Source organism: Nibribacter koreensis (genome assembly GCF_039541795.1).
Lineage (GTDB): Bacteria > Bacteroidota > Bacteroidia > Cytophagales > Hymenobacteraceae > Nibribacter > Nibribacter koreensis.
The window spans coordinates 1,338,317-1,350,517 of the sequence record NZ_BAABGX010000002.1 but is presented as its reverse complement, the minus strand read 5'-3'; the positions used below and the strand labels follow the sequence as shown (position 1 = coordinate 1,350,517).

At 49.8% G+C, this 12,201-nt stretch carries 7 protein-coding genes; 4 read left to right on the top strand and 3 right to left on the bottom strand.

Going from position 1 to position 12,201, the window contains the following annotated elements; translation table 11 throughout:
* Window positions 1-14: 14 nt before the first annotated feature.
* Complete coding sequence (locus ABD880_RS13085; RefSeq protein WP_345166840.1) at window positions 15-1,421, bottom strand: inorganic phosphate transporter; 1,407 nt, start codon at window positions 1,419-1,421, stop codon at window positions 15-17.
* Between the two features lie 198 nt (window positions 1,422-1,619).
* Here ABD880_RS13085 and ABD880_RS13080 point away from each other — a divergent pair, with 198 nt between their 5' ends.
* The gene (locus tag ABD880_RS13080; RefSeq protein WP_345166837.1) at window positions 1,620-3,116 is read left to right on the top strand and encodes a glycine--tRNA ligase; all 1,497 of its coding nucleotides are present in this window, start codon (window positions 1,620-1,622) and stop codon (window positions 3,114-3,116) included.
* A gap of 352 nt (window positions 3,117-3,468) precedes the next feature.
* On the opposite strand, the gene ABD880_RS13075 is transcribed toward ABD880_RS13080, so the two are convergent.
* Window positions 3,469-4,545 carry a dipeptide epimerase gene (locus tag ABD880_RS13075; RefSeq protein WP_345166835.1) on the bottom strand — a complete coding sequence of 359 codons (1,077 nt, stop codon included), beginning with the start codon at window positions 4,543-4,545 and terminating at the stop codon, window positions 3,469-3,471.
* 268 nt (window positions 4,546-4,813) lie between these two features.
* Between ABD880_RS13075 and ABD880_RS13070 the strand changes: the two genes are divergently transcribed.
* The 3 genes from ABD880_RS13070 to ABD880_RS13060 all read left to right on the top strand — a co-directional run bounded on the left by ABD880_RS13070 (window position 4,814) and on the right by ABD880_RS13060 (window position 11,417).
* Entirely contained in the window at window positions 4,814-7,246 is a 2,433-nt protein-coding gene (locus ABD880_RS13070) for an efflux RND transporter permease subunit (RefSeq protein WP_345166832.1), read from the top strand.
* Entirely contained in the window at window positions 7,236-10,733 is a 3,498-nt protein-coding gene (ileS, locus tag ABD880_RS13065) for an isoleucine--tRNA ligase (RefSeq protein ID WP_345166830.1), read from the top strand. Before ABD880_RS13070 ends, ileS begins: the two co-directional genes overlap by 11 nt.
* A gap of 84 nt (window positions 10,734-10,817) precedes the next feature.
* Window positions 10,818-11,417 (top strand): lipoprotein signal peptidase, encoded by a 600-nt coding sequence (locus ABD880_RS13060; RefSeq protein ID WP_345166828.1) that lies wholly within the window; start codon window positions 10,818-10,820, stop codon window positions 11,415-11,417.
* Between the two features lie 90 nt (window positions 11,418-11,507).
* On the opposite strand, the gene ABD880_RS13055 is transcribed toward ABD880_RS13060, so the two are convergent.
* Window positions 11,508-12,116, bottom strand: coding sequence for a hypothetical protein (locus ABD880_RS13055; RefSeq protein ID WP_345166826.1), 609 nt, complete (start codon window positions 12,114-12,116; stop codon window positions 11,508-11,510).
* Window positions 12,117-12,201 lie beyond the last annotated feature (85 nt).

The following is a 12,201-nucleotide window of genomic DNA, read 5'->3' as shown; positions in this document are numbered from 1 at the left end:
AAGCGGTTAATAGACTAGCCTAGCATCCATCTGAATAACAAGAACAGGGAGCCAGACAAAAACATAGAAACCGGTAAGGTCAATACCCAAGCCATGGCTATGCTCCGCACGGTTCCGGCATTCAAATTCTTAATGCCTTTGTTGGCTACCATACTACCGGCAATACCAGAAGAAAGAATGTGCGTGGTACTCACTGGCAGCTTAAAGATAAACGTAGAGAAACCAATGACACTGGCGGCCATGAACTCAGCAGAAGCACCCTGAGCATACGTCAAGTGCTCTTTTCCAATCTTCTCGCCAATGGTCTTTACAATACGCTTCCAACCAATCATGGTACCAATCCCCAGAGAAAGGGCAATCATCATAATTACCCAGTTAGGAGCGTAGTCCGTGAAAGAGCGCATACCAGTTACCCCTTCGTTTAATAGGTCACGGTCGCGCTGGCTTAAACTCACATCCTTGCTGTCTAGCAATTCTTTAGAGTTTTTGGTAATCAGCAATATGTCGCGGCGTAGTTTAAAGCGAGTGTCAGCGGGCATGGATTTTAACCCGGCGCTGGCGGCGAAGATGGTGTTCATCTCCTTAACTTCTTCATTCAGGTGGCGCAACTGCTCCATATCAGAGGCAGAAAGAACAGTGCTGTCCACCTTAGCCAGAACCTGCTCTACTTTTACCAGAGACGTTTGCAACTCAAACGGGTTTTTGGTGCTGTCCAGGGCAAAATAGGTAGGTACAATGGCAATCAAGATCAACATCACCAAGCCCACGCCCTTCTGTCCGTCATTAGATCCATGAAAGAAAGAAACCAGCGTACAGGTAATGATCAAGATGATTCTAATCCAAAGGGGAGGAGCCTTGCGTTTGTGCGGTTCCTTAAAGATTGCCTTGTTCTTTACAAAGCGCTTCAAGATAAACATCAAAAAGACCGTCAGCGTGAATCCTAAGAAAGGGGACACAATCAAAGACATACCCGTTTTGGTGGCCTCATCCCAGGCAAAGGTGGCCCCGTTGGAGGAAGGCAACAAAGAGAACGCAATGCCCAAGCCCAGAATAGAGCCAATCAAGGTATGCGAGCTGGACGAAGGAAGACCATAGTACCAGGTACCCAGGTTCCAGAGAATGGCACTGATCAAAAGAGCGCCCACCATGGCCACCCCGTGCCAGACGTCCTGGTCTATGAGCGTTTCAATGGGCAGCAGGTACACAATGCCCATGGCCACGCCAATACCGCCGGCAAAAACGCCAATAAAATTCCAGAAACCAGACCAGATCACAGCCGCCCAAGGACGTAGGGTATTGGTATAAATTACGGTTGCCACTGCGTTGGCCGTGTCATGGAAGCCATTGACAAACTCAAAAGCACAGGCTGCCAGCAAACAGATGACCAGCAGGATGAATAAATCGGTTTCTAGTCCAAACATATAGATAAGGGTGAGAAAAAAGCTCGCAAAGGTACTTGTAATATCAGCCTGCAATGTTACTGAATTGTTAATTTATAAAAAGACGCCGGCGGCAGTAAGATAAGTAACAGACACAGTACGAGATTAGGAAAACTTGGTAAGCCTTATTTTCAAATTTAACCCAAATAAAATGCCCCAGAATCCTCTATATTTGCGATTATGAGTAAACCAGACAAACCCACCGAAAATACACAGTTAAAAGATATTATCTCACACGCCAAAGAATACGGTTTCGTATTCCCCTCCAGCGAGATTTATGACGGCCTTCAGGCCGTGTATGACTACGGGCAGAACGGGGTTGAGCTCAAGAACAACCTCAAGAACCTTTGGTGGAAATGCATGACCCAACTGCACCAAAACGTAGTGGGCATTGACGCCGCCATCTTCATGCACCCGCTTACCTGGAAGGCCTCTGGGCACATTGACTCCTTCAATGACCCAATGATTGACAACCTGGACTCCAAAAAGCGCTACCGCGCCGACGTGCTCCTGGAAGACAAAGCCGCTGAGTACGAGAACGCCGGCGATGTGGACAAAGCCCAGTCCCTGCTCAAGGAAATGGGCCGTCTGCTGGAAGCCGAGGATTTGAAAGGCGTACAGCAACTCATCATCTCAGAAAACATAAAGTGCCCCATTTCAGGGACTTCCAACTGGACCGACGTGCGTCAGTTCAACCTGATGTTCTCCACACAGGTAGGATCCGTGGCCGAGGACTCCAGCACCATTTACCTTCGTCCAGAAACCGCGCAGGGAATCTTTGTGAACTTCCTGAACGTGCAGAAATCGGGTAGAATGAAAATCCCGTTTGGGATTGCCCAGATTGGTAAGGCATTCCGCAACGAGATTGTAGCCCGTCAATTCATCTTCAGAATGCGCGAGTTTGAGCAAATGGAGATGCAGTTCTTCGTGCGCCCTGGCACTGAGATGGAATGGTACCAGCATTGGAGAGGCATGCGCAAGAATTGGCACGAGGCCTTGGGCGTTCCGGCTGAGAAGCTAAGATTCCACGACCACGAGAAACTGGCCCACTACGCCAACGCCGCCGTGGACATTGAGTTTGAATTCCCGTTCGGGTTTAAAGAAGTAGAGGGCATTCACTCCCGCACCGATTTTGACCTGAAACAACATCAGGAACTGAGCCGCAAAAAGCAGCAGTACTTTGACAACGACCTCAACGAGGACGGAAAACCATACGGCAACTATGTGCCCTATGTGGTAGAAACATCTGTAGGCGCTGACCGTCTGTTCTTGATGACCTTGTGCAACGCCTACCAAGAAGAGGAAATCACGGAAGGCGAAAACACCAAGACCCGTACTTTCCTGAAATTTCACCCAGCCATTGCCCCAGTGAAAGCCGCCGTATTCCCGTTGGTGAAGAAAGACGGACTGCCAGAAAAAGCCATGGAAATCTTCAATGACCTGCGCTTTGACTTCAACATGATTTACGAAGAGCGCGACGCTATTGGCAAACGCTATACCCGCCAAGACCTGATTGGTACGCCATTCTGTATTGCCGTAGATTATGAGACCTTAGAGAACAACACCGTGACCGTACGTGAGCGCGACAGCCGTGAGCAGAAGCGCATGCACATCTCTGAGCTCCGTCAGTACATTGGGGATGCTGTCAGTTTCAAGCGTATTTTTGAGAAGTTATAAACGTGCGTTTTTAGCCTGTTTCCCAGAAAATAAGCCAAAAACAAAAATACAGAAAAGGCTCTCCTTCTACAGGAGAGCCTTTTTTAATGTGGATAGGTGACAAGGGCTGTATCCGTTTACCCACAGTTTTATTTCTGCAAATTTTCAGTTAGGGAAATGATAGGGTTATATGAATAGGGAAGGAGAACTTTAGAGGACACCATTTTAACCATTGGGCCTGTCCTTAACGCAGATTCTACCTTTGAGGGTAGAATCCGCATTTGGGTGCTGATTGACAGAGTGATAGTGATTAAAGGTCATTATCGTTTTTGGGCTGTTTTCCAGAAAACAGCCCAAAAACGCCAACTTTCATCTATCCCACTTTCACCCCATGACCTGGCGCGTTTTTGTCTAACGTCAGCTGCGGGCCGTCTTGGGAGAAGCCGCCGGTGAAGGGATGGTCCGCAATGAATAGGGGCGTATCCAAATCCACAAAGTCAAACCCGCCCAAACCTGCCGCAAAATGCGCTGAGAAACTCATGGCCAAAATACTCTCAACCATGCCGCCAATCATCAGTCGCAATCCATATGCTTTAGCCAGGCTTACCATTTCCAAAGCCTCCAGTACACCGCATTTCATCAGTTTTATGTTGACAACGGCGGCGCTTTGGTCTTGGGCCAGCCTGATTACGTCTGAGGAATTGCGTGCCGACTCATCTGCGGCAATGGGGAAAGGGCAGGAAGTTGCCAACAGCTGCAAGTCGTCCCAATCTTCCCTAGGAAGTGGTTGTTCTAGCAACACAACCGGTATTTGCGCCACTTGTAAACGGTGGACAAAGTCCCGAGCCCGCGCCAAATCATAGCCGCAGTTGCCGTCAATAATTAAGTCAACCCCCGGCGCCGCGTTGTGAATAGCCAGAATTCTCCTGAAATCATAATCCACATCGGTGCCTTCGGTTTTTACCTTAATAGTAGAGAAGCCGCGGTGCACAATGGACTTGGCAGAGGCGGCGGCGTGGGTTTCGTTTCCGGCGGTGATGGTTAAATCGGTTTCCAACTGGGTGCCTACTCCCCCGAAGAAAATATACAAGGGCATTTTGTAATGCTGGCAGAGTGCATCCAGCAGGGCCATCTCCAAGCCGCATCGGGCAGAAGGTGCTTCATGAGCAATTTCGTCTAGTTTCTTAGCCAGTGTTCTCCATTCCCGCGCGTCTTGGTTAACCAGATGCGTTTCCAACACCACCAACGCGCCCAAGGTGCTGGTCTGGGTTTCGCCGTTGACCGCCGGGAAGGGAGCAGCCTCGCCCAAACCCACCGTTCCGTCTGCCAGCTTCACCCGTATCAAGACATTCTCCACTTGGTGCTGGGTGCCCGTGGCAATGGCAAAGGGCTCTTTTAAATCTAAGTCCAGAGGCTCATAGGTGACGGAGACTATACGGGTAGGGGTCATAGGGGAAGGCGTTAGGTGTAAACACAAGAAAGAAAAGATTATGGCTAATCTCAAACCTCCAAAACGAGCGAAGTGCAAAGGAGTTATAAGCCGCTAATCGTTTTTGGGCTGTTTTCTAGAAAATGGACCAAAAACGCGGGTTTACCGCGGGTGACCGTGCACTGCCCAATTATTCCGTACCTTTGCCGGATTATTGAGGATTATGTGGACTAGACTCGCGATTTTTATAATTAAGCAGCGCTTACCCCTAATAGCGCTGTTAGCCGTCATGACCGCGTTTATGGCTTACAAGGCCAAGGACGTAGAAATGACCTATGACTTTGCCAAAGTAGTGTCTGCGGATGACCCGGACATGATGTACTACAAACGGTTCCATGACCAGTTCGGCGAAGACGGAAACGTATTAGTGGCAGGCATGCAGGACAGCAGCGTCTATGAACTGGCCAACTTCAAGCACCTAAGCGACCTTTCCAAAAACCTGAATAAGGTAGAAGGGGTAACGGCGGTTATCTCACTGCCTAATTTAATCAACATCACCAAAGACACGGTAGAGCGTAAGTTCACCACTAGCAAAATCTTTGAGCCGTTCCCGCAGAGCCAATCGCAACTAGATTCCTTGCTCAGGAAAGTTCGTGAGCTGCATTTCTATGACGGGCAGATCATCAACCAAAAGACGGGTGCCACGCTCTTGGCCATCACGGTAGACCCGGCCTACCTTAATTCTTCAAGAAGAGCATCCGTGATGAACAACATCATGACGCTCACCGATGATTTCTCGGCCAAGACCAAAATCAAACTGCACCTGGCGGGGCTTCCGTTTGTGCGGGCCATCATGACCACCAAGGTAGCCGATGAGATGAAGATGTTCCTGTTGCTGGCCTTGGTGGTAACGGGCGTGACGTTGTATCTATCGTTCCGGTCCCTCTCAGCGGTGGTGTTCCCGCTGTTGATTATCAGTCTGGCGGTGATTTGGGTATTGGGGACCATCTCGTTGATGGGCTACAAAATCTCGTTGCTCACGGGTCTGATTCCGGCCATCATCGTGGTGATTGGGGTGCCTAATTCCACGTATTTGCTGGCTACCTACCATCAGGAGTTCAGGAAGCACGGCAACCAGGTGCTGGCTATGGCGCGGGTAATCAGTAAACTGGGTCTGGTGATTTTCATCAACAACGCCACCACAGCCATCGGGTTTATTGTGTTCATGTTTACAGACATTGCCATTCTCTATGAGTTTGGGGTAGTGGCCGGGGTGAACACCTTTGTGACGTTCCTGCTGTCTATCATTCTGGTGCCGGCAGTTTTCATTTATTTAAAGCCCCCCACCGAGAAACAGCTCAAGCACCTGGACGCCCGCACGCTCACCAAACTGCTGGAGTTCATGGATTACCTGGTGTTGAAAAAGCGCGGGGTCATTTATGGTTTTACACTGGCCTTGGTCGTGCTGGGATGTTGGGGCGTCTACAAAATGAAGGCTGTTTCTTACATGGTAGACGATTTGCCCGAGGAAAGTAGTGTGAACAAAGACCTTCAGTTCTTTGAGCATCATTTCAACGGCGTCATGCCTTTGGAGATAGTTGTCAACACCGGACAGAAGCAAGGCGTCCTTAAATTGCCCAACCTGCGCAAGATGGAGGAGTTGGAGAACTTCCTGCAGACCCAGCCCATCTTGACCTCGCCAATTTCCATTGTGGGATTAGTGAAGACGGCCACGCAGTCTTTTTATAATGGGGACGAAAGCTCATTCAGACTACCCGACAATACCGAGCGGAACTTCATCTTCAGTTACCTGGCCAAGCAACCCAAAGCCGAAACTCAGAAATTGCTCCGCAGCTTTGTGGACAGCACGGGGCAGGAGGCGCGCATCTCCTTAAAGGTAGCCGACGTGGGCTCGCAGGAGCTGGACTCGCTCATCATCAACAAAATAAAACCAGAGATTAGAAAGATTTGGGGCGGGGACGAGGTGAAAATCACCGAGGAAGGCAACACCATGAAATTCACGCGGGCAGACAGTGACCGGAAGCAGTCGGTGAGTTTGACGGGGACCACGCTGTTGTTTATAAAGGGTAACCAGTATTTGATAGACAGCCTAGGGTCTAGCTTGTTGCAGGCCTTCGTGGCGGTGATTTTGATTGTGGTTTTCTTGTTCAGGACGTCCAAATCAGTGATTATTACCTTAATTCCCAACATCATCCCTTTGTTGATAGTGGGTGGGTTCATGGGCTTTTTCAACATCGCCTTAAAGCCTAGCACAGCTCTTATTTTCACCATTGCCCTGGGGATAACCGTAGACAACACGGTGCACTTTCTGGCCTACTACAGACACACGTTGGTGGCCAATGGGTTTAATGTGATGAAGGCCATCAGTACCAGTATTGTAGAGGCGGGGACCAGTATGATTTACACCACGGTGACATTGTTCTTCGGGTTTGGTATCTTCGCCTTCTCAGAGTTTGGCGGCACCAAGGCCCTGGGCGTGTTGATGGCCTTGACCTTGCTCATTGCCCTGTTCACCAACCTGATTGTATTGCCCGCTTTGCTGGTGAGTTTTGACAAAGGAAAATATATCCATGAGTCAGATGCCCCAATTGAAGATTATGACGAGCTTTATACCCAAGACGCTGAAGAGCTGAACGAGGCTTTGTCTGAAGACATTAAGAAATCAACGAACCTAGATACGGAGAAGAAAGGTGAAGTATAACGAGTATAAACAACTGGACTATGCGAATCTTGCCGAAGAGGTAAGAGCCTACTGGAAACAGAACCGCATATTTGAGAAATCAGTAGAGACCCGCGAGGGAAAAGAGACCTTCGTGTTTTATGAAGGTCCGCCTTCTGCCAACGGTGCGCCGGGCATTCACCACGTGATGGCCCGCGCGGTAAAAGACATTTTCTGCCGGTACAAAACCCTGCAGGGCTTTCAAGTGCAACGCAAAGGCGGCTGGGACACCCACGGCCTCCCAATTGAGTTGCAGGTAGAGAAAGAACTGGGCATCACCAAGGAAGACATCGGGAAGACCATCTCTGTAGAGGAGTACAATGCCCGTTGTCGTGAGACCGTGATGCGGTTCAAGGACCAGTGGGACGACCTCACCGAGCGCATGGGCTACTGGGTGGACCTGGACAACCCTTATATCACCTTTGACAACAAATACATTGAGTCTAACTGGGCCTTGCTCAAGAAACTCTATGACAAAGGCTACCTCTACAAAGGCTACACCATTCAGCCGTTCTCTCCAGCGGCTGGTACCGGTTTGTCTAGTCATGAGTTGAACCAGCCGGGCACATACCGCAATGTGAAGGACACGTCCATTGTGGCGCAATTCAAAATCCAGCAGAGTGAGAAGTCTGACTTCCTATTCCAGGACAGCCAAGACAACTACTTCCTGGCGTGGACAACTACGCCTTGGACGCTCCCGGCCAACACGGCCTTGGCGGTGGGTAAGAACATCAAGTACGTGCAGGTAAAGACCTTTAACCCGTACACGTTTGCGCCTATCACAGTCGTACTGGCCAAAGACCTAGTGGGTAAGTACTTCTCAGAGAAAGCCAAAGAGGCTTCTTTTGAAGACTACCAACCTGGGGATAAAGTAATTCCTTTCCACATAGTGCAGGAGTTTACCGGCGAGCAAATCAAGGATGTGACGTATGAGCAGTTGATGCCGTATGTACAGCCAGACAAGCCCGCGTTTAGAGTAGTGATAGGCGACTTTGTCACCACCGAGGACGGTACTGGTATTGTGCATATCTCGCCTACGTTTGGCGCCGATGACTTTAGAGTAGCCGCTCAGAATGACATCCCAGCGCTGTTGGTAACTGATGAGAACGGCAAGCCAGCTCCGATTGTGAACCGCCAAGGTCGCTTTGTTCAAGAGATTACGGACTTTGCCGGAATGCCTGTTAAGAACTATGACAAGCTAGACGAGAACGGCGCCGACTACAAGAGCACTGATGTGTTGATAGCCATCAAGCTCAAAGAAGAAGGCAAAGCATTTAAGGTAGAGAAATACGAGCACAGCTATCCACATTGCTGGCGCACCGACATGCCTATCTTGTACTACCCGCTGGACAGCTGGTTTATCCAGACCACGGCGGTAAAGGCAAGATTGATAGAACTGAACAAGACCATCAACTGGAAACCAGAATCTACCGGCGCCGGCCGTTTTGGCAATTGGTTGGAGAATCTGGTAGACTGGAACCTGTCGCGTTCGCGCTACTGGGGAACGCCGTTGCCTATCTGGCGCACCGAAGACGGTTCTGAGGAAATCTGCATCGGGTCTGTGGCGCAGCTAGACAAAGAGATTGAGCGCAGCATCCAGTTAGGGTTCATGCAGGAGAATCCTTTGCGCAAAGGCAAGCCGGCGCCCAAGCCTGTGCATACCGGTAACAAAGATGAAAAAGAGGCGAACAATATGTTTGAGTTCGCCGGTGAGTTTGTGCTAAGCCCAACCGGAACCGAAGAGCCCCGCGAGGAATTCTTCTTGACGGACATTGACTACGACGGCTTTGATCTGCATAGACCGTATGTAGATAACATCGTCCTAGCAAGCGCCAAAGGTGAGCCTATGCAACGCGAGACGGATTTGATTGACGTTTGGTTTGACTCGGGCGCCATGCCATATGCGCAGTGGCATTATCCATTTGACAACCATGACAAGTTCAAGGCCAATTTCCCGGCAGACTTCATCGCTGAAGGCGTAGACCAAACCCGTGGCTGGTTCTTTACCTTGCACGCGCTTGCCGTAATGTTGGAAGACAGCGTAGCGTTCAAGAACGTGATTGCCAACGGTCTGGTGCTGGACAAGAACGGCAACAAGATGAGCAAGCGCCTAGGCAATGCCATTGACCCGTTTGAGACCATCGGTCGTTTCGGGCCGGATGCCACCAGATGGTACATGATTGTGAACGCGCCACCGTGGGATAACCTCAAGTTCAACCTGGACGGGATCACCGAGGTACAGCGCCGTTTCTTCGGGACCTTGCAGAACACGTACTCGTTCTTCGCGTTATATGCCAACCTAGACGGCTTCACGTTCCAAGAAGATCCTGTACCGGTTAACCAGCGCACCGAAAGTGACCGTTGGATTATATCGCGCCTGAATACGTTGATTAGAGAAGTAGAAGGCTATTTTGACGACTATGACCCGACTAAGGCAGCCAGGGCCATCCAGGATTTTGTGGCAGATGAATTGAGTAACTGGTACGTGCGCCTGAACCGCAAACGCTTCTGGAAAGGCGAATTGAACCAAGACAAGCAGGCCGCTTACCAAACGCTGTACACCTGTTTAGAGACGGTGGCCAAATTAGGGGCTCCTATCGCGCCGTTCTACATGGACCGCCTGTTCCTGGACTTGAACCGCGTAAGCGGACGCAGCCTGTCTGAGTCTGTGCACTTGGAGCGTTTCCCGCTGGTGAATGAGAACCTGGTAGACACAGATTTGGAAGAGCGCATGCAACTGGCCCAAAGCGTGTCCTCTTTGGTGCACTCCCTGCGCAAAAAGCAGATGATCAAAGTGCGTCAGCCGTTGAGCCGTATCTTGGTGCCTATCCTGGATGACAAGATGAAAACCCAGTTGCAGGCCGTAGAGGATTTGATCCTTTCTGAGGTGAACGTGAAGAGCTTGGAATACCTGGAAGACACGACCGGCATTTTGGTGAAGAAAATCAAGCCGAACTTCAAGCGTCTGGGCCAAGTGTTCGGACCTAAGTTGAAGATAGTAGCCGCACAGATTCAGGCCATGGGCCAGGAGGACATTACCAGAATGGAGCGCGAAGGCTTCTTTGAGATTGCCGTTGACGGCGATACCACCGTGCTCAGCCGTGAGGACGTGGAAATCATGTCTGAGGATATCCCGGGCTGGCTGGTCGCCTCAGAGGGCACCATCACCGTGGCTCTTGACATTACCTTGACTGAGGAACTTCGTCTAGAAGGCATGGCCCGCGAATTGGTGAACCGTCTGCAGAACCTGCGCAAGGATAGCGGCCTGGAAGTACAAGACAAAATCAAAGTCTACATCCAGGACATCCAGGAAGAAGTGCGTGCCGCTTTGCAACTGTTTGGCAACTACATCGCTGAGGAGATACAGGCGGTAGACCTGGCCGGCGTGCCAGCCTTTAATGAAGGTGATGCCACCGTTCTGGACATGGAAGGCTTTTCTTTACCGGTTCGCATAGAAGTAGTCCGTTAAAACAACTACATTTGATTCTACTTGCCCTTCGTTTTTGGCCTGTTTTCTAGAAAAGAAGCCAAAAACGAAGGTTAACCTTCTCACATGAAGTACACAAAATACTACCTGCTCACCTTGCTGGTGATTGCCATTGACCAAGCCGTTAAGATGCTGGTCCACTATAACATGCAGATGGGCCTGCCCGGCGAGATCCCGGTTTTTGGCGATTGGTTTAAACTGCATTACACGCTTAACCCAGGCATGGCCTTTGGCGTGGAGATTGGCTCTGACTACGGTAAACTGATCTTAACCCTGTTCAGAATGGTAGCTATGGTGGGAATTGGGTATTTGGTGTACTACCTGGTGAAAACCAAAGCGCACAAAGGCTTAGTCTGGTGCGTGGCCGCCATCTTAGGCGGTGCCATTGGTAACCTCATTGACAGTACCTTCTACGGCGTGTTGTTTGACAATGCGCCGTATGGCGTGATTACCCCTTGGTTGCACGGCCAGGTGATTGACATGTTCTATCTGGACATCTGGGAAGGCATCTTACCGCATTGGATTCCCATCATTGGTGGAACGCCTATGTCTTTGTGGCCTATCTTTAACGTAGCAGACGCCGCCATCTTTGTAGGCGTATTGATTATCGTCTTCAATCAGAATAGATTCTTAAACCAAGAGCCAGCCGTACAAGCGCAGGCATAACAGATTGCCTTAAAACGAAGAAGCGTTTTTGGCCTACTTTCCAGAAAGTAGGCCAAAAACGCTTCTTCGTTTATACTAAGTTGGAGTAGTTTAGAACGCGTAGCCCATGTTTAAGCCTACAGAGAAGATAGAGGTGCCTTTGTTGTACAGGTAGCCAGTGGCTCTCCAGCCAAAGAACAAGCGGTTGTCACTGAAGAAGTCATTCTCCAAGGCAATCTTCCCCCCAAAGTCTTTTTCACGGGTATGGATGAACTGTTCATCTGGAGTTGCGCCAGGAGTGGTATTATCACCTAATGCACCTTTGGCCAAGTCTAGCTCAGAGCGTCTGCGCACGGCCGGGCCCGCCCCAATCTTGATGGTGAACTTATCATTCTCCAACAAATCAAAGTACACAGAGGTGTCAAACATGACAAAAGCCTTTCTTGACGTGAAAATCTTCTTGCCCTGGTCAAATCTTGACGAGCTTAAATATTCACCAGAAATGGCCACGTTCAATCTGTCCGTCAGCTCACGACTGTATTGGTTAGAGAACAAAGCCCCACTGTTGTCTCCCTCTACAATATAGGCAAAGGCAACACCTGACCGGAAGCTGTTTTTGTAAACATGTTGCCCTGAGGCCGAGAAGGAGATTACACTGCATAGAACGGCCACGAAGGCTGTTTTTAGGCAAAGTGAGGTTAGGTAGTGAATGTGTTTCATATACAATTTGTGTGAGGTATTTAATTTTAGAGGGGGGAGTCCTTGAACAGGGGTATTGTGGCATACTTAGGTTTGACTATTTTAG